General features: G+C 41.1%; 18 protein-coding genes. 13 read left to right on the top strand and 5 right to left on the bottom strand.

Translation table 11 applies throughout. The features are described from left to right. Window positions 1-49: 49 nt before the first annotated feature. The 11 genes from DW005_RS07695 to malQ all read left to right on the top strand — a co-directional run bounded on the left by DW005_RS07695 (window position 50) and on the right by malQ (window position 11393). Window positions 50-931 (top strand): YitT family protein, encoded by an 882-nt coding sequence (locus tag DW005_RS07695; protein WP_117478808.1) that lies wholly within the window; start codon window positions 50-52, stop codon window positions 929-931. Between the two features lie 146 nt (window positions 932-1077). Continuing rightward, the gene (locus tag DW005_RS07690) at window positions 1078-1377 is read left to right on the top strand and encodes a PadR family transcriptional regulator (RefSeq protein WP_117478807.1); all 300 of its coding nucleotides are present in this window, start codon (window positions 1078-1080) and stop codon (window positions 1375-1377) included. Then, on the top strand, window positions 1374-2027 hold the full coding sequence (locus tag DW005_RS07685; protein ID WP_117478806.1) for a DUF3887 domain-containing protein: 654 nt from the start codon (window positions 1374-1376) through the stop codon (window positions 2025-2027). The genes DW005_RS07690 and DW005_RS07685 overlap by 4 nt, the downstream gene beginning before the upstream one ends. A gap of 13 nt (window positions 2028-2040) precedes the next feature. Then, window positions 2041-2355 carry a hypothetical protein gene (locus DW005_RS07680; RefSeq protein ID WP_117478805.1) on the top strand — a complete coding sequence of 105 codons (315 nt, stop codon included), beginning with the start codon at window positions 2041-2043 and terminating at the stop codon, window positions 2353-2355. A 77-nt stretch (window positions 2356-2432) separates the two neighbouring features. Next, window positions 2433-2972 (top strand): sigma-70 family RNA polymerase sigma factor, encoded by a 540-nt coding sequence (locus tag DW005_RS07675; RefSeq protein WP_181974980.1) that lies wholly within the window; start codon window positions 2433-2435, stop codon window positions 2970-2972. A gap of 2 nt (window positions 2973-2974) precedes the next feature. Further along, window positions 2975-4012: a hypothetical protein gene (locus tag DW005_RS07670; RefSeq protein ID WP_117478803.1), complete on the top strand. Its 1038-nt coding sequence runs from the start codon at window positions 2975-2977 to the stop codon at window positions 4010-4012. Window positions 4013-4175: 163 nt separating this feature from the next. Further along, complete coding sequence (locus DW005_RS07665; RefSeq protein WP_117478802.1) at window positions 4176-4664, top strand: zinc-ribbon domain-containing protein; 489 nt, start codon at window positions 4176-4178, stop codon at window positions 4662-4664. A gap of 97 nt (window positions 4665-4761) precedes the next feature. Continuing rightward, on the top strand, window positions 4762-5337 hold the full coding sequence (gene pth / locus DW005_RS07660) for an aminoacyl-tRNA hydrolase (RefSeq protein WP_117478801.1): 576 nt from the start codon (window positions 4762-4764) through the stop codon (window positions 5335-5337). A 3-nt stretch (window positions 5338-5340) separates the two neighbouring features. Further along, complete coding sequence (mfd, locus tag DW005_RS07655) at window positions 5341-8856, top strand: transcription-repair coupling factor (protein ID WP_347461537.1); 3516 nt, start codon at window positions 5341-5343, stop codon at window positions 8854-8856. Between the two features lie 11 nt (window positions 8857-8867). Continuing rightward, complete coding sequence (locus DW005_RS07650) at window positions 8868-9845, top strand: peptidylprolyl isomerase (RefSeq protein ID WP_181974979.1); 978 nt, start codon at window positions 8868-8870, stop codon at window positions 9843-9845. Window positions 9846-9875: 30 nt separating this feature from the next. Beyond that, window positions 9876-11393, top strand: coding sequence for a 4-alpha-glucanotransferase (gene malQ, locus DW005_RS07645; RefSeq protein ID WP_117478799.1), 1518 nt, complete (start codon window positions 9876-9878; stop codon window positions 11391-11393). Here malQ and DW005_RS07640 read toward each other — a convergent pair. From DW005_RS07640 to DW005_RS13690, 5 genes are all read right to left on the bottom strand, one after another. Continuing rightward, window positions 11359-12495 carry a nucleotidyltransferase family protein gene (locus DW005_RS07640; protein WP_117478798.1) on the bottom strand — a complete coding sequence of 379 codons (1137 nt, stop codon included), beginning with the start codon at window positions 12493-12495 and terminating at the stop codon, window positions 11359-11361. The two genes, malQ and DW005_RS07640, sit on opposite strands and share 35 nt — an antisense overlap. Window positions 12496-12508: 13 nt before the next feature. Then, window positions 12509-13126 carry a GDSL-type esterase/lipase family protein gene (locus tag DW005_RS07635; protein WP_117478797.1) on the bottom strand — a complete coding sequence of 206 codons (618 nt, stop codon included), beginning with the start codon at window positions 13124-13126 and terminating at the stop codon, window positions 12509-12511. A gap of 635 nt (window positions 13127-13761) precedes the next feature. Then, window positions 13762-14724, bottom strand: coding sequence for a hypothetical protein (locus DW005_RS07630; protein WP_117478796.1), 963 nt, complete (start codon window positions 14722-14724; stop codon window positions 13762-13764). Window positions 14725-15114: 390 nt separating this feature from the next. Next, window positions 15115-15780, bottom strand: a complete 666-nt coding sequence (locus DW005_RS07625; protein ID WP_117478795.1) for a hypothetical protein — start codon at window positions 15778-15780, stop codon at window positions 15115-15117. A 108-nt stretch (window positions 15781-15888) separates the two neighbouring features. After that, on the bottom strand, window positions 15889-16377 hold the full coding sequence (locus tag DW005_RS13690) for a hypothetical protein (protein WP_147324424.1): 489 nt from the start codon (window positions 16375-16377) through the stop codon (window positions 15889-15891). A gap of 1053 nt (window positions 16378-17430) precedes the next feature. Between DW005_RS13690 and DW005_RS07610 the strand changes: the two genes are divergently transcribed. Both DW005_RS07610 and DW005_RS07605 read left to right on the top strand, forming a co-directional pair. Further along, the gene (locus tag DW005_RS07610; RefSeq protein WP_117478792.1) at window positions 17431-18456 is read left to right on the top strand and encodes a branched-chain amino acid aminotransferase; all 1026 of its coding nucleotides are present in this window, start codon (window positions 17431-17433) and stop codon (window positions 18454-18456) included. 155 nt (window positions 18457-18611) lie between these two features. Then, window positions 18612-19274, top strand: coding sequence for a metallophosphoesterase family protein (locus tag DW005_RS07605; protein WP_117478791.1), 663 nt, complete (start codon window positions 18612-18614; stop codon window positions 19272-19274). The last annotated feature ends 160 nt before the right edge of the window (window positions 19275-19434 follow it).

Here is a 19434-nt window from a genome sequence, read left to right as displayed (position 1 = left end):
AGAAAGAAATGCGGCGCAAAACATACATTTTGAGAAAAGAGGCGATGATATGAATACAAAGCGGGAATTTTGGCAGCGAAATGTGGTTGCAGTGGTTGGTATGTTAGTTTTTTCAGCGGGTATTAATCTTTTTATCGTACCGGCAAATCTTTATAATGGTGGTGTTTTGGGAATTAGTCAGGTGATTCGTACGGTATTGGTGCGTTATTTTCATTTGGCATCCGGGACAACGGATATTGCGGGTATTATTAACATGCTTTTGAATATTCCATTGTTTGTACTTGCCTATGTATTTGTCGGTAAGAAATTTTTCTTTCGGACATTGGTTTGTGTGGTGAGTCAAACATTGTTTCTTAGTTTGATTCCGATACCGGCGATACCAATTGTAAGGGATTCCCTTACTGCAAGCATAATTGGTGGAATTTTTGGAGGAACAGGAATTGGGATAGCATTGCAATCCGGTGGATCAAGCGGTGGTTTGGATATTGTTGGTATGATTTTTACCAAACGGTTTAAAGGATTTAGTGTTGGCAAAGTGTCACTGTCGGTAAATGCAGTTATTTATATTGTTTGTGCAGTATTGTTCGGACTTCCTACGGCAGTATATAGCATTATATATTCGGCAGTAAGTATGTTGATGACGGATCGGGCTCATACGCAGAATATTAACACGGAAGTGGTTATATTTACCAAAAAGAAGCCTTTGAAGATTATTGATTACATTGTCAATGAGTATCACCGTGATGCGACTTGGTGGGAAGCAAAAGGCGGTTATACCGAAGAAAATACATACATGGTTATTGTTGTTTTGTCCAAATATGAATGTGCTCATTTAAAGCGGGAATTAAAAGAAGTGGATGAGCATGCATTTGTAATTGTAAAAGATGGGATGTCTGTGGTTGGAAAATATGAAAAGCATTTACAAGGGTAAAAGTTGTTGCATTCATACTGGAAGCTTATTTTCAAAGTTGACAGAACTAAACCTAAGCGATACAATGTATTTAGTAATACTAAATAGTTAAGAGGTGAGGGCATACGGCGAGTTTTGAACAACAGTTAAAAAAGGGTGTATTAGAGATGCTGGTTCTTGAACTTTTGGCAAAAAAGAGTATGTATGGGTATGAGATGATACAAACCTTGAAAGCGGCGAGCGAGGATTTTTTCGCTTTAAAAGAAGGAACGCTGTATCCCATTTTGTACCGCTTGGAGGACAATGATTTTGCAAAAAGCAGCTGGTCTGAGCCGAAAGATGGCAAGGCACCCAAGAAATATTATGAAATAACAAAGAAGGGGAGAGAGAGACTTTTGTTTCAAAAGGAGCATTGGACTTTGTTTGAAAAGAAAGTGGATGAATTATTAAGGGGGAACGGCAAATGACAGAACAACAATTTTTACGACAGATAAAGCGGCTCCTGCATTGTAAAGCGGACAAAAAACGAGAGATACTGCGACAGCTTGAGTCAGACATTGCGAGTGCGAAAGAAGGCGGAAAGAGCTGGGAGGAGATAAGGCAGGAGTGGGGAACACCGGAGCAGTTTGTTAGTGAATTTAATGAAGATGGACGGAGCATACAAAAAGGGAAAAGAATCCTGATTGGCAGCGTGGCAGTGCTTGTTTTATTTGCTTGTGTGGCGGCAGGTGTTTGGTTTGCACACTCGCACGAAAAAAACAGCGGGCAGCAGTTGACAAAGAATGTTGAAACTCAGAAAATCGAGAAAATTCCTGATGTTGTACGAGAGGTAATTACCGATTTTTCGGATGGCGCATATGAAAAATTTATCGCTCGGTGTGATGCGAAAATGCAGGCGGCATTTTCTAAGGAAAATTGGGAAGATGCACAAAAAATAGCTTCATCACAGATGATTGAAAAAGCAGAAAATGAGAAGTTATTAAGTGTGACACAAACCACTCAGGCAGGACAGGATTTGAAGGTTTATCAAGTGGCTGTAGACTATGGCAAGCGTCAGATTGTGTATACGATTTCTCTGGATACAGAAAATTTAATTGCCGGATTTTATTTTAAATAACGGGGGTGTTTGTATGGAATGGCATGGAGCAATAGCAATTTATGTGATTGGTACACTGGCACTTATTATAAGTGCAGTTCATACGGCGGTAACAAGTCAGGAAAAAGGAACCTTAATGAATGGTTTTGAACTGGAAAAAAATCTGGATGAGAAAAAATACAGGCAGGTAAAAACACTGCTTCTTGCGCTGCAGTGTTTCCTGTTAATTTTATATGTTGTTTTATTTATTTTCTTCCGTCACTATCTGGTGGCACTAATCGGTTTGTTTTTCTGCGCAATTCTGCCATTTGCGCTTACGCTTCTGGCGGTTCCGAAAAATCAGAATTAGTTTAAGCATAAAAAATAAGAAAAAAACTCGACGCAAATCCATTGCCAATTGTATATTAAGTGAAAGGAGGGATGAAAGTGGAACATTCTTTATACGACGTCGATAAGGAAGCGAGATTTCAAAAGGTATACGATTCTTATATGCAGGATGTGTACCGGCTTTGCTTTTCGTATATGAAAAATAAGATGGATACGGAGGATGCCGTGCAGGAAACTTTTTGCCGCTTTTATCAGGCAATGGAGCGCGTGAAAGAGGAAGAACATGTAAAAGGGTGGCTTCTTGTCACAGCAGGAAATGTCTGCAAAAATATTTTGAAACATTGGTGGCGGAAAAATCGAAGCTGGCAGGAAAATGAGGAGACAAAAGGGCGTTATGATGAATATGAAATTGAAATGCTTGAACTTGTGTTAAATCTCCCGGTGAAATACAAAACCGTTGTGTATCTTTATTATTACGAGGGCTGCAATAGTGTGCAGATTGCAAAATTATTGAAAAAGCCGGAATCTACGATACGAACGTATTTGCAGAAAGCAAAGAAATTATTGAAACAGGAATTGAATGAAGGAAATGCTGTCGGAGTTAATCGAGGCAGTGTATATCAGACCAGGGAGGAATAGAAATGGAGATTAAAGATATTTATCAGAAAATGGAGTGCTCGAAAGAAGATAAAGAGAAGATTTATCGAGCAATTTTACAGAAACGCCGGAGAAATTTTGCCGGCAGTCATTTTATGAAAGCAGCGGTCATTGCGTTGTGCCTGCTTGTTGGTGGAACGACGGCCTATGCAGCGGTTCATTTGCTCACGGCAAATGAGGCAGCAGAGCAGATGGGAAATGATAAACTGGCAAAGGAATTTGCCGGATTATCGGAGCAGGTCGTAACGAAAAAATCAAGTGACTACAAAATTAGTTATCTCGGAAAAGTGAGCGGAAAGAAATTGCTTGACGAGGAGATTAATTCCGGTGTGTCGAAGGAAAAATCGTATTATGTTGTGGCAGTAGAAAATACAAAGGAAAAGGATGAACGGATGATTGCATCGCCTTTTGTAAAGGGAAAGGCACCGTGGCAGTATAATCTTTTTGTCATGGGCGGAAGTTCGGAGAGCCAGTTAATTGATGGTATCCGCTATTATATTTATGAGTGTGATAATCTCGATATTTTTGCAAATTATGGTATTTATTTAGGTGTGAGTGACCAGACACCGGGTGCTGAAAATTTCTGTTACGATAAAAAGACAGGAGAGATTTCGGCAAATCCGAAGTACAAAGGTGTCAGTGTTTTATTTGAAGTGTCATTGGATAAGACAAAGGCAAATGAAGATAAAGCACAGGAAGCATTCAAAATGGCGCAGGGGGAAACGCAGAGCGGGGACACGCGTGATACGCAGGTTACACAAATGCATAAAATCATGAAAAAATGGAATGAACTGCCGGAGCAAAAACGGATTCAATTTGCCAAAGAAAACGGAGTGAAGACAAAAGAAGAAACCGTTTATAATGAAAATTATGCAGAAAAGATAGGCAAAGAATTTATACCGGGCAATTCCTATACGGAGAAGTATCTGGATATAAAGGTTGCTGTTCTTGTAAAGAAGAAAAGCGCAAAGATTACACATTATCAGGTTTCACTGGATGAATTAAAGCATTGTCTAAAGTAATAATTTCTAAATCATCTGGATTCTCGTAATGAGACATGTTCAGAGCATTGTATAAACTCAATAATTCTTTTTCCCTCAATGTTCTTTTCCGTGTTTGCAAAACAAGCCGGATATGTTACAATAAAAACCACAAGTAAGATGAAGGAAATAAGGAGGATAAACCATGTTTTGTGGAAATTGTGGGAAACCATTAAATGAGGGGGCTTTATTTTGTCCGGAATGTGGCACGCCTGTAAAGAAAATTGAAACTGAGAATGTGAATGTGGAGGAAACGACAGCATCACAGTCGCAATCGGACCCGACGCCGCAACCGAACAATCAGTTTGGACAGGCATATCAGACGCCACCGCAGCCAAATAACATTCCAATCCGGAATTACGACCCGCGGTTTGATTACACACCGCTTGGCGCATGGAGTTATTTCTTATATACGTTACTGTTCAGCATTCCGATTATTGGATTTATTTTTGCAATTGTATTTGCCGTTGGTGGTACAAATCGTATTAATTTGAGAAACTACGCAAGGTCCTATTTTTGCTGGCTTTTAATTACGGTAGTTCTTGTGATAATCCTTTTAATTGTCGGATTTGCGATAGCAGGAAGCGTGTATAATATTTTTGGACATTCGGGATATTATCACTATTACATGTAAGAAAATACAACCAGAATCTAAGAAAATAAAAATGACCCGGGGGTATCTTAAGATGCCGCCGGGCGTTACATGTTGGAAACGGAAAGGATGAAGAAAAATGTTTTTAATTGTTGGACTTGGAAATCCGGGAACGGAATATGCAGCGACGAGGCATAATATTGGGTTTGATATGGTGACCTATCTGAGTGATAAATATGGAATTGCACTTCGCAGTAAAGAAGGAAAAGCAATTGTTGGAAAAGGTGTGATTGAAGGGCAGAGGGTTATGCTTGTGCAGCCGCAGACGTATATGAATCTGAGTGGAGAGAGTGTGCGTGCGCTCATGGATTATTACAAGCTGACAACGGATGAAATCGTGATTATTTACGATGATATCAGCATGCCGGTCGGACAGGTGAGGATTCGCCCAAAAGGAAGTGCGGGCGGGCACAATGGAATCAAAAGTATTATTGCACATCTGGGAACGCAGGAATTTCCGAGAATTAAAATTGGCGTGGGGGCAAAACCGGAAAATGGAGATTTGGTAAAACATGTGTTGGGACGTTTTAGCAAAGAAGATGATGCAAAAATCCGCGATGTGTTTGCATTGGCAGAAGAGGGACTTCTGGCCATTTTGCAGGAAGATGTAAAGACGGCAATGAATGCGGTAAATGGAAAGAAAGTAGGAGAGTAAACGGTGGAGACATTATTAGCACCCCTCCGTGAAATGGAGGAATATACCCAATTAAGGCTTGCGGTTGATAAGGGGGAGACTCCGGTTACCGTAGTGGGCGGTATGGAAGCACAGAAGTGTCATATGATTTACGGCATGGAAGATTTGGCTGACGTCCGCCTAATTGTCACGTACAACGAAATCCGTGCCAGAGAGCTTTTAGAGGATTATCGTTTGTATGATAAAAATGTGATGTATTATCCGGCGAAGGATTTGATTTTCTATAGCGCAGACGTCCACGGAAGTGCTATTGTAGCAGAGCGGTTAAAGGCAATTCAGGCGCTTGCCGGAGACAAACCTGTGACTATTATCACGACGATTGATGCGGGTATGGATGCCTGTGTACCTTATGAAAAATATGAAAGCCAGCGGATTCGGATTGAACCGGGTGATTTGCTTGATTTAGAAGAGATGCAGCATAAACTTTCCGCAATGGGATATGCAAATGTTTCCCAGGTGGAAAGTGAAGGCGAATTTTCGGTAAGGGGCGGGATTATAGATATTTATCCGTTGACTGAGGAGTGCCCGTGCCGAATTGATTTGTGGGATGATGAAGTTGATACGATTCGCCGGATTGATGTGGAGAGCCAGCGTTCCGTGGAAGACCTTTCGGAAATCGAAATTTACCCGGCGGCAGAAGTGTTTATGACCGAAGATACCGCGGTGAGAGGCCTTAGGGAAATACGGCTTGATATGGAAAAGACCGTAAAAGAGTTAAAAGAGCAGGGGAAAAATGAAGAAGCAGCAAGACTTCGCCAGAACATCGAAAGTTTTGAGGAAACATTTCATGCTTATCACGGCATGGTAAATCTGGAAAGTTATATTTTGTATTTTGAAAAGCAGGTTGTTTCCTTTTTTGATTATTTTGCGCATCGAAAAACGATTGTTTTTCTTGATGAGCCGGCGCGTTTAATAGAGCGTGCGGAGACGGTGGAATATGAGTTTCGAGAGAGCATGAGTACGAGATTGGAAAAGGGATATATTCTGCCCCGACAGATGGACATTTTGTATTCTTTACCGGAAGTGATGAAACGGCTGCAGGACAATCCGCTTGTTTTGCTGACGACTCTTGATACGCCGATTTCCGATTTGACCGTGAAGCACAAGTTTTTCATTTCTGTGCAGGCGGCACCTTCCTATAACAATAATTTTTCGATGCTGGCAAAGGATTTACAGCGGTTTAAGAAAAACGGATACCGTGTGCTTTTGCTGTCCGGGTCGGAGACAAGAGGGCGCAGACTGTGTGAGGACTTGCAGGATTTTGATTTGACGGCATCTTATGAAGGAAATTTTGAGCGTGAAATCATGCCGGGAGAAATCATGGTGGCAAGAGGAAATCTGCGAAGAGGATTTGAGTATCCCACGCTTCGTTTTGTCGTTGTCACAGAAGGTGATATTTTCGGCGCAAAGAAAAAGAAAAAACGAAAAGTAAAGCAGTATAATGGTGCTGCGATTCACAGTTTTAACGACTTAAAAATCGGTGATTATGTAGTTCATGAAAATCATGGCCTTGGCATTTATCAGGGAATTGAAAAAATTGAAAAAGACCATGTGACAAAAGATTATCTCAAGGTGGCGTATGCGGCAGGAAGTAATTTGTATGTGCCTGCGACGTCGCTTGAAGTGCTGCAAAAATATGCGGGAAGTGATGCCAAAGTTCCAAAGCTGAACCGATTGAATTCGCCGGAATGGAAAAAGACGAAAACGAGGGTGAAAGGTGCGGTTAAGGAGATTGCCGGGGAACTTGTCGAATTGTATGCCAAGAGGCAGGCAAAAAAAGGTCATTGTTTTGAAAAAGATACGGTCTGGCAGAAAGAATTTGAAGAACTTTTCCCGTATGAGGAAACGGAAGACCAGTTAAAGGCAATTGAGGCGACAAAGGCAGATATGGAAAGCAGCCGCATTATGGACCGTTTGATTTGCGGCGATGTTGGCTATGGCAAGACAGAGATTGCGATTCGTGCCGCGTTTAAGGCGGTGATGGATGGCTGCCAGGTTGCCTTTTTAGTGCCGACAACGATTCTCGCGGCACAGCATTACAATACTTTTTCACAGCGCATGAGAGATTACGGAATTAACGTGGAATTATTATGCCGTCTGCGAACACCGTCGGAGCAGAAAAAAACGATTGAGGGTTTGAAAAAGGGCAGTGTTGATATTGTCATTGGAACTCACAGGCTTCTAAGCAAAAGTGTTTCTTATAAGAATCTGGGACTTTTGATGATTGACGAGGAACAGCGGTTTGGTGTGACGCACAAAGAAAAATTAAAGCAGATGAAAAATGATATTGATGTGCTGACGCTGACGGCGACACCAATTCCGAGGACCCTTCATATGAGTTTGGTTGGAATCCGCGATATGAGTGTTTTGGAGGAGCCGCCGGTAGACCGTATGCCGATTCAGACATTTGTTATGGAAAAAAGTGAGCCGATTGTAAGAGAAGCCATTTTACGAGAAATCGGAAGAGGCGGTCAGGTGTACTATGTATACAATCGTGTTGGCAATATGGATATTGTGGCAAATGAAATTGCGAAACTTGTGCCGGAAGCGGTGGTTGCCTTTGCCCATGGACAGATGAATGAACGTGAACTGGAGCGGACGATGTTTCGGTTTGTTGAGGGTGAGATTGATGTTTTGGTAGCGACTACGATTGTGGAAACCGGGCTTGATATTCCGAATGTAAATACGATTATTATTGAGGATGCAGACAGGCTTGGACTGTCCCAGCTTTACCAGTTACGCGGACGTGTGGGAAGAAGTAACCGTACGGCTTATGCATTTCTCCTTTATAAACGGGACAAATTGCTAAAAGAAGTGGCAGAAAAACGTCTGGCGGCGATTAAGGAGTTTACGGAACTTGGTTCGGGATTCCGCATTTCCATGAGGGATTTGGAAATACGAGGGGCAGGTAATCTTTTGGGTGCAAGCCAGCATGGACACATGGAAGCAGTCGGGTATGATTTGTATTGTAAAATGCTCAATGAAGCGGTGAAAAAGTGCAAAGGAGAAGAAGTGCCGGAGGAAGAATATGAAACGAGTGTCGAAATAAAGGTTGACGCATTTATTCCGGTCAGTTATATTAAAAATGAATTCCAAAAACTGGACATTTATAAAAGAATTGCGGAACTTGAGACGGAAGACGAAAAAACGGACATGATTGATGAGTTGGTTGACCGTTTTGGTGAGCCGCCAAAGAGTGTAATGAATCTTTTGAATATTGCCATTTTGAAAGCGAAGGCGCATGAAGCGTTTATTATGGAGGTGGCAAGTAAAAAAGAGCAGCTTCAGTTTGCGATGTATCCACAGGCGAAAATTGATGTGGAAGGAATTCCTAAACTCATCGCATCGATGGGGAGAAAACTTCGTTTTGTGCCGGGGGCAAAACCATATTTTGTTTATCAATATACGGGTAATGTGCTTTCGGAGGCGGAGAAAATAGTAGATGAAATTCGTGCACTTAGCATATCAAATAAAGAATGAGGAGGAACGATATGAAACAATTTATTTTGGCAATACTAGTATGTGTCAGCATGTGTATTGGTGTTGTTGGATGCGGAAGCGAGGCGGTGGAGGAAACAAGCTCTTCCGAGCGTGCGGCATCGGTATCAAATAGTAACTTAAAAGAGGATTCTTCCGTTATTGCAGTAGGAAAGACGACAGTTTCTTATAAGGAATACAAGACCTACTATTATTTTATGAAGAATCAGTATGAGAGTATTTTAGGAACCGATATTTGGAAGTACAATAAAGCGGTAAAGGATAAGTCTGTCGGACAGGAAGCAATTGAGTCGGTGCTTCGCCAGATTATTCAGGTAAAGGTAATTGGCAAAGAGGCTGCTATCGAGAAGGTGCAGCTTGCAACGGATGAAAAGGAAGAGGCAGATTACCGGGCAAAGACGGTGTTTGATTCGATTCCGGCGAAGGACAAGCAGACGCAGGGAATTGAATTAAAGGTACTTTCTAAAATTTTCGAGGAAAACAAACTGGCGCAGAAAATGTACAATGTACAGATGGGAAAACTCAAAATTGATTATGCGGCCAATACACTTTCGGCGGCAAAGGTGGAATTGATTTATCAGGCAGCGAACGCGAAAAATAAGGAAACTGTGAAAAATACGATGTCGCGGATTTTGAGTGAAGTGACAAGCTCACAGAATAGTTTTTACACGGTGGCAAAAAACAAAACACAGGCAGATGCGATTGAGTATGTAATTGGAAATCAGGACAGCCGTACTAATCTTGCAAAAGCTGTTGTCAGCCTGAAAAAGAATCAGACATCTGCTCTTATTGAGGAAAAAGACGGTTTTTATATTGCGCATTGTATTCAGACCAATTCAGCGGCGTTGCAGCAGCAGTACCGGAATCAGCTTGTGTCTGAAAAACAGACGGAAAGTTTTCAAAAGACATACAAAACGTGGTCAGATAAATTTGATGTGAAAGTAAGTAAAGCGTTATTAGCAGCAAATTAAGTGCTGCCACAGACAGAAGGAGCATAGGTTATGAAAAGAAGCAGTGGTGTTTTGCTTCCGGTTGCCAGCCTCCCTTCCAAGTATGGGATTGGCTGTTTTGACCGGTGTGCTTATGATTTTGTAGACCAGTTGGTGAAGGCGGGTCAAAGTTACTGGCAGATTCTGCCGATGGGACCGACCGGCTATGGAGATTCGCCATATCAGGCATTTTCTACTTTCGCCGGAAATCCGTATTTTATTTCACCGGATGACCTTGTGAAAAAAGGATACTTAACCGAGAATGACTGCATTCGCGCCGCCGAAGGAACGAGTGGTAAAGAAGTACACTATGATGTGTTGTTTCAGAAGCGGCTTGGTCTGTTACGGAAGGCATATGCAAACAGTAGTATTGAAGCGGATGTTTCTTATCAGGCGTTTGTGCAGAAAAATTCTGAGTGGCTTGCTGATTATGCCTTGTTTATGGCAATTAAAGATAATAAGTCCGGAAAAAGTTATTTGGAGTGGGAGGACGCTATTAGGCTTCGTTCGCCGGAGGCAATGGTGTCTTATCGAAACCGTTTGCTGGAAGATGTTAATTTTTACCAATTTGTTCAGTATGAATTTTATACTCAATGGGCGGCGTTGAAAAAATATGCCAATGACAAAGGGATTTCAATTATTGGGGATATTCCGATTTATGTTGCCTTAGACAGTGCGGATACCTGGGCACATCCGGAATTGTTCCAATTTGATGAAAATGGACTGCCGACGGCAGTTGCGGGATGTCCGCCGGATGCATTTTCTGCAACCGGGCAGCTATGGGGAAATCCATTGTACCGCTGGGATGTTCACAAGAATCAGGGGTATTCGTGGTGGATTTCAAGAATTAAAACGTGTTACGAGTTGTATGATATGCTCCGCATTGACCATTTTCGAGGCTTTGATGAATATTATGCGATTCCGTATGGAGATGCAACCGCAGAATTTGGTGAGTGGGAAAAAGGTCCGGGCATTGAGTTGTTTGAGACTTTGGAGAATCAAATGGGAAAACTTCCGATTCTTGCTGAGGATTTGGGATTTTTGACTGATTCGGTCCGCAAACTTTTGGCGGATTCCGGTTTCCCTGGGATGAAAGTGTTACAGTTTGCATTTGATTCCAGAGAGGACAGCGATTATCTGCCGTATCATTATGACAGAAATTCGGTCGTTTATACCGGAACGCATGATAATGCGACAACGTATAGTTTTTTTGATGAGTTAAAAAAAGAGGATAAGGATGTGGCACTTCGCTATATGAACCGCAGCCGGTTTACCTCGAAGAAAAAATTGACATGGGATTTGATTGCGCTGGCGATGGGAAGTGTTTCGGATCTTTGCATTATTCCTGCACAGGATTATCTGTGTCTGCCAAATTCGGCAAGAATAAATACACCATCGACACTTGGCGGCAACTGGAAATGGCGAATGGCCGGTGGCGTGTTTGATGATAAACTTTGTGAAAAAATCAGAAAAATGACGAAATTATATGGCAGACTCAAAGGACAATCGGCGAGTGCTGATATTCATTAGGCAGTGTCTGATTGTATTTGTGACAAAAGACTTGCCGGTATAAATCGGAAGCGAGTAAGTCCTTTGCGAAGAGTTTTTTTGCAGTATCGTCCATTTTTGGCACATCAAAGGCAAGTTTTGTGAGAATCTGACAAGAAGCATTTTCTTTTTGTGAAAGCAGGGAAGATGCTTCTTTTTTCATGCCTAAAACACGCAGATACGGCATAACCGGTTCTTCTTTTTCGATGTCAAACAGGCACTGAAAGAAGCTGCGCTTGATTCGTCCGGTTGTGAGGGACGGATTTTTAATTGTCTTTACGAATTCATTTATCTCCCGGTATTTTGGCAATTCATTCCGGATGCGGTCAGACAAATCCGGCGTAATATCTTTTATCCGGCACAAATCTTTTGCGGTTAAAAGAGAGTAGCCAATCAGGGATGAAAAATCGCTTAGCGAAAGGTTTTCCTTTTCCCCGGCTTTGCGAATTTGTTTGCGCAGAAAAGTAGCAGAAGGAAAATCGGAGAGTGCCGGTGTGTCATTGTCATGGTATCCCTGCCCCTCGCGCCGTATGGTAAAAGGTTTAATTTTAGAATGAAGCTTTTGCAGGGCGACGCAGTATTCTAAGCCAAGAATGTTGTTTGGCGAGTCCCAGGTTTCTGTCGGCAGTCCGGATTCAGCAGCCAAGGCAAGTGAGCGGGCTTTTGGATAGAGAATACCTTGTTTTACGAAATGTTTCACGCGCGTGCGGTAGGAATCGGGTTCATCGCAAAGAAAGGAGGCGGCCTGCAAAAGAGGGGTGAGGTCACCGGTTTCCGTGCCAAAACATAAATGCGTGACAAATGGAAGAGCGTTCAGCGCAAGAATGCCGCCCATGGCAAAATCACCGGCGCTTGATAGACCGAACCGAACCGGCAGCTCAAAAATGAGGTCGGCACCGCCCCAAAGTGCTTCTTTTGTGCGGGTGTATTTGTCAAAAATGGCAGGTTCGCCACGCTGGACAAAATCACCGTTCATTACGACAACGGCGAATTCTGCACCACATTGTTCCTTTGCTTTTTGAATCTGATAGGCATGTCCCTTATGAAAGGGATTGTATTCTGCTATAATTCCTACTACATTCATATGATTGCCTCGCTTATTCTAAGATTTCTTTTACTTTTTTGGCAAGTGCTTCGGCAAGTGCCAAATGTCCTTCTTTTGTTAAGTGAAGGCTGTCTTCTTTCGATGGCAGGGTGACTTTTGCGGCATCTAAAAATGGAATGTCCAGTTGTCTTGCAACTTCTTCAAGTGCACCGCCAAGTTCATGCGAAATCGCGATGGAAGATGGCGGAAAACTTGCTGCAAAGTCGGAATCTGCCATGTTATCGCCCAGATAAATCGGGCTTACTAACAGAACCGGTGCCTCGCTTACCATTAGGATTGTCTGGCATACTTTGGCGAGACTTCCTGCAATTTTTTCGACGGAAGGTGAGAAATAAACTTTCATGTCGTTGCTTCCTAACATAAGAATTGTTAAATCCAATGGCTTATGCGAGTCTAAGCAGGGAACCAGACAGTCCATTCCGTTTTTGTATGGCTCAAAAGGGTCATCAAAGGAGGAAGTTCTGCTGTTTAGTCCTTCCTCGATAATCCGGTAGTCGCTGCCGAGTAATTTGGCGAGAATACCGGTATAGCGTGTATCGTCATCATAGCGTCCGCCACCGGGAATGTATCCGTGTGTGTTTGAATCGCCATAGCATAAAATGTGTTTCATAACGGTCTCCTTTTTGTGTGGTTGAGTTTATTTTACAATGAAAGGGGGGATGGTTTCAAGCGGAGATTTTATATCTTTTTGGTATTCCTGCGCCGCTCCCGCTGATAAACGCGCAGGGGTATCGGCATGCAAGCATGCTAGATACCCGCGTGTTTATACGCAGGATACCAAAAAGATATAAAATCTCTGCTGTGTGAGGGAAGATGGGGTGGTTTAGCCGGGGGATTTTGGCTGGGGTGTCTAAAACAACGCTTTGGTCTTGATATGAGGTAAAGGGTTGCATATTTTTCTTGTTTTGCGACGTTTTTAGGCGTATTGCGACACAAAAGCAACTCTTTTTGGTTGGCTTGAGAGATAGCGTTGCATTGGGAATGGAAGTTTTTTGTGTGCATGCAACGTTTTTGGACTTTGGAGACAATTTGCGTTGCATGAAGCAAGTTGCCAGCTCGCTGGTGCGCCAAGGGATCTTCTAATCTGTCGCGTTATACTACACAAGCCATGCAACCTCGCAGGCAGAGCCTGCGAGGTCACGGGCTGTCGCCCTAAAAAAAACAATCTCCCACTGCTTCTTACGTGAGCGAGCTCTCGACGAAGCAGCGTGAGTTTGTTTTTTTGCATGGCTTCAATTATCGAAATTACTTGTTTACTATGTTAATATATTTCTTGCCTACCTGGACTTTTACTGCAAACTTATTTTTTAAGATAAGTTTTTTACCCTTTTTTTTAACAATACACTTTTTCTTCCCTTTAGGAGATAAGGTGTATACTTTACCTTTTTTAGTCAAAAAGACAAGGTTGCCACTTTTCTTTATGAATGCAGCTGACTTAATTCCAGAATATTTCTTACTCTTGCTGCTTCCTTTCCAAGTAAGTTTACCCTTTGCAAGTTTGTACTTGCTAGTTACTTTATTTCCAATAGAAAGACAGGAATAACCAGCTTTCTTTTTAACAACTTTCTTTGTTGTAACTGTTTTTGGTGTAACAACAGGATCAGTTGTGTTTTTTGGAGGAGTAGTAGGGGTAACTTTTGGAGTTGCAGAAGGAGTAGATACTGGTGCGGTCGGAGTAGGCGTTGGTGTAGGATCGTCAGGAATTTCCAGAAAAGCTTTCATTTCAGACATTGTTAATGTTGGATAAGTTTCTCCAGTGATAGTTTTGTAGCCGATGACAAATTCATTATTTTCATCAAATAGTAATTTTTCTATATCACCTATAGGATCTTTTGGATTACTCATGTTTTTAAAAACTGAATTTAAAGTAGGAGAATTAGTTAAATCATAATTCCACCAACCCAACAAATTTTCGGACGTTAATACATAAACTGTTCCATACATTTTGTCAAATCCAAAATTCATAACATCTAAGAATGCAAATTTTGGAGAACTTGTTTCGGTTGCTTGAAAGTATAAATCTCCATTTTTGAGTAAAGTTAAGGTCCGTTCTGACCCATTAACAGTACATTTTGAAACTTTTACTACATCTGAAGGCTCCCAAGAATTTTCAGTATCTGCTTTGGCTGTGTTTGTATAAAATAATGTGCAAACAATCACGGCTAATGTTGTTAATAAAGCTACATATTTTTTGTGTGTTTTCTTCATAGAAAACCCTCCTTTTTAAAATTGTTTTTTGAGACTGTTTGTTTTGTCGCCGATAAAATAAAACATTTATTCAATAAAGGGTGGCTATAATCATAAAGTTCGTATTGTATTCGGCAACAATACTCTTTCTTGTAAATTTTATCATGTAATATACCGTTTTGTTTTCCTATTTTTCAATGGAGCGTATAGATAGAATGACTGTGTAAAAGAAATATGAACTAAACTACGCATATACAGTTCTATAACCCAAATAGCTGTCGCCCTAAAAAAGCAAAGCCACGTTGCTTCCTATTGCGGGCAGTGCCCGACGAAGCAGTGTGGCTTTGCTAAAATATAAATATTTAATTTGCAAGAATTGTTTGCTGTCTGAAATCCAGCCGACAAAACTTGTTATGCTCTTGTTGCTTTCAGATATGCAAGATGAGGTATCCATGATTTTCTGGCATCCGGCAAATCTCCTGTGTACCCAATCTCTAAGGAATCCCCTTTCTGCAATGCTGTTTTATCGACAGTTTTTCCGTTTAACGTGATGGCAACATTTGCACCAATTGACTGATACGAAATGGAGTAGGTTACACCGGATGAATCTTTTGTGTTTACCAAAATCCATGTGTCGGTATTGTTTTGCAGTACATTTTTAATATACAGATTAGTCAGACTTTTGACCGCACTGTCATTTGTGTTGGTGTTTGTATTTGCTGAAGTGTCCGGTGTTGACTTGTTGCCGGAATTTGATTTATCTGTTTGCTTTTTTTTGACTTTTACTGTTACTTTGCAAATATATTTTTTCTTCTTGATTTTTGCAATTACTTTAGCCTTTCCTTTTTTCTTTGCTTTTACGATTCCCTTTTGGGAAACTGAGATTATCTGTGGTTTATTTACGGACCATTTACATTTTTTCTTAGTCCCTTTTAGTTTTAATTTTACTTTTGTTCCTGTGTACATGGTAATACTGGTTTTGTTCAACTTGCTCTTTGATTTTGCACTTGTTTTCCAAGGGGTAAGCATGGAAAATAACATGAGTAAACTTAAACAAGACAAAATAATACGCTTCATATTTTCAATTCTCCTTTCAGTCAAAATAGCCATTTTGGTTAAGCCAAGTCGTAATACCATTATCAAGTTGGACAGAAAACATAGACCGGTCGTTTGCATTTCCAGAAGTTATGCCAATGGCATATCCACCTGGGAGATATAATGGTGAGCCACTCTGTCCCGGCATGCAGTAGTTGTTGGAGTCAATAACACAGTCATCGATAGAGTTAATTGTGCTTGTTGATTTATACAAGTACCATTATTGTATCCAAACTCGGCTTTAATAGAGTTAAAGTATTTTCCGTTTGAGTTTAGCAAACAGTGACCTGCTGTTGCGCATAGTTTATTCCATAGTTCATAGCCTGTTCCTAAAGTGACATATCCGGGTGAATCTGGAAATGTCATTGTTAATTTACAGATTGAATAATATGGGAAAGAATTAATTTGTGATGAACTTACTTTAATTCTATTATCTGGTAAATAGGAATATAAACTTGTACCTGTAGTATTGACATCACTCGTGAAATTAGTATTTAGTAGTTTGGTCGGTGTATTAACGCTTTTTACCTTATAACGTTGTATCAGCTTTTCGTCTGGCTTTTGCGGTTTATAATTCATTTTTTTTGGAACTTTTTCGTAGGAATCTCATTCTTATCGTAATATGTAGTTTCCTTCTTCTGGAAGTCATAGTAAGCAATAAATTCACCCTTTAAACCAGCCGGTTTTTCATGCTCCTTAACTTTGTAGATTTTAGCGCTGCATACGGTGGACTGTGTAATGAACTGTGCGCATAAAAAATACGATAGAGCAAAACACATTAACGCCCTTAATAAAATACCTTTACTATTTTTCGTAATAAACCCTTACATGATAATGAGGCAATGAATTATCATGCTTTCCTTTTTTTGTATCAATGGTTAAATACGGTTCGCGAACCATTGCGTTTATTTGCATCTATACAAAATTTATTCGAAACACCCCCCTTTTTTATGACTGTTTTGAAAAATAAACATAGTGAAAAAAACACGTACAAGATTAACATAACTTAATATTACATCATTAGAGATTATATTGCAATGGGAAAATGTCAAGTTTTGTAAAAAATGTTGCGTTGTTACGCCATGCAATCTTTTTTATGTTTTTTTGGGGAAAGGGTTGCAATTTTTTCTTGTTTTGCGATGTTTTTAGGCGAATCACGACACAAAAACAACTCTTTTTTGCTGATTTGAGAGATTGCGTTGCATTGGGAATGGAAGTTTTTTGTGTGCATGCAACGTTTTTGGACTTTGGAGACAATTTGCGTTGCATGAAGCAAGTTGCCGGGCTCGCTGGTGCGCCAAGGAATCTTCCAATCTGTCGCGTTATACTATACAAGCCATGCAACCTCGCAGGCAGAGCCTGCTCGGTCACGGGCTGTCGCCTCGCAAGCTGCGCCATGCAACCTCGCAGGCAAAGCCTGCTCGGTCACGGGCTGTCGCCCTATAAAAAGACAATCTCCCACTGCTTCTTACGTGAGCGAGCTCCCGACGAAGCAGCGTGAGTTTGTTTTTTTGCATGGCTTGTAGCTTTCGTGAAAATTTAGCATTGCTGTCTTGACAGTGCCAGGTGGATGGAGTAAGATAGAACAAGGACAAAAGTCAGTGAAATGACAGAAGAAAGAAGGAATTCTAGATGGAAAAGAAAGATATCGATTGGTCCAATATTGGCTTTGGTTATTATCAGACCGATGAGCGTTATGTGTCAAATTTTAAGAATGGCGCTTGGGATGATGGCGTGATGACAAAGGACGCCAATGTCGTTATGAATGAATGTGCCGGTGTATTGCAGTATGCACAGACTTGTTTTGAAGGTTTGAAAGCATATACTACGGAGCATGGCAAGATTGTTACGTTCCGCCCGGATTTGAATGCTTCCCGTATGGCAAATACGGCAAAGCGTTTGGAAATGCCACCATTTCCGGAAGATAGATTTGTAGAAGCAGTTGAGAAAGTAGTAGCAGCCAATGCGGCTTATGTACCGCCTTATGGTTCTGGTGCTACCTTATATATTCGTCCGTACATGTTTGCGAGCAGTTCGGTAATTGGTGTAAAACCGGCAGAGGAATATCAGTTCCGTATGTTCTGTACACCGGTAGGTCCTTACTTTAAGGGCGGTGCAAAACCGATTACGATTCGTGTTAGTGATTTTGACCGTGCAGCACCTCATGGTACCGGTCATGTAAAAGCCGGTTTGAACTATGCGATGAGTCTTCATGCAATCGTAGATGCTCATAATCAGGGCTATGATGAGAATATGTATTTGGACGCTGCTACCCGTACAAAGGTAGAAGAGACCGGTGGTGCAAACTTCATCTTTGTTACCAAAGATAACAAGGTGGTAACACCGAAGTCGGATAGTATTCTTCCATCCATCACCAGACGTTCTTTGATGTATGTAGCGAAAGAGTATTTGGGATTAGAGGCAGAGGAGAGAGAAGTTAAATTCGATGAAGTAAAAGACTTCGCTGAGTGTGGTCTTTGCGGAACAGCTGCTGTTATTTCGCCGGTTGGTAAAATCGTTGACCATGGTAAAGAAATCTGTTTCCCAAGTGGTATGGATGAGATGGGACCGATTACAAAGAAACTTTATGATACATTGACAGGAATCCAGATGGGCCGTATCGAAGCTCCAAAAGGCTGGATTCATGAAATCTTGTAATTTTAAATTGCTTACAAGTGCTTGCTTTTCAATAAATCCCTTTTTATGTGAGAAAGTTTATCCGGATATCTGGGTAAACTTTTTCGTTATTTGCGGATTGATGAGAACGGTTTTGAAAACTTACAAATTACACTTTTTTAGGAAGGAAGGTGCTGATGCGCTACTATATTTCGGATTTACATTTTTACCATGAAAGCCTGCTTACGAAAATGGATTGCCGCGGGTTTGAAAACTGTGATAAAATGCATGAATATATGATTGAGCGTTGGAACAAAAAAGTCCGGGAAAATGACGAGGTCGTTATTCTTGGGGATGTTTCTATGGAACGTGGGAAAAAGACGAATGATATTTTGCAGCAGTTAAATGGCAGGCTGTTTCTTGTGAAAGGAAATCACGACAATTATCTCGAGGACCGCCGGTTTGATGCAACCCGTTTTGAGTGGATTAAGCCGTATGCGGAGCTGAACGATAATAAAAGAAAGATTATTTTATCGCACTATCCAATCTTTTGCTACAATGGGCAGTACCGCCGTAATAAGGAGGGAAATCCGAAAACGGTGATGATGTACGGACATGTACATGATACACACGATGAAGTTCTGGTAAATGAGTTCATCCGTATGACACGAAACACGAAGCACCAGAATCCGGGGCAGAATGAACCGATGCCGATTCCATGCCGGATGATTAATACATTCTGCATGTTTTCTGATTATACGCCGTTGTCTCTGGAAGAATGGCTTGTTTTAGATGAAAAGAGAAGGCAGGCAATATGGGAAAAGGATGGACTAAATTATTGTAAAAATGCAATAGAATGATTGGATAATCCATTTTCTAGGTGTGGGGCATATGATACAATGACGATGAAAAAGGTTTAGCAGGCACTTTTTTGAATGTGGGAATAGGCTGACGGTGTTCGTTTGTTATTTACAAATAAATGCTGCCAGCTTGTTTCATTATTTATGATTGTTTGAGGGA

It is taken from the genome of Clostridium sp. AF36-4 (genome assembly GCF_003435975.1).
Classification (GTDB): domain Bacteria; phylum Bacillota; class Clostridia; order Lachnospirales; family Lachnospiraceae; genus Eubacterium_F.
The sequence above is the reverse complement of the archived record's forward strand: the minus strand, read 5'-3'. Positions and strand labels throughout refer to the sequence as shown.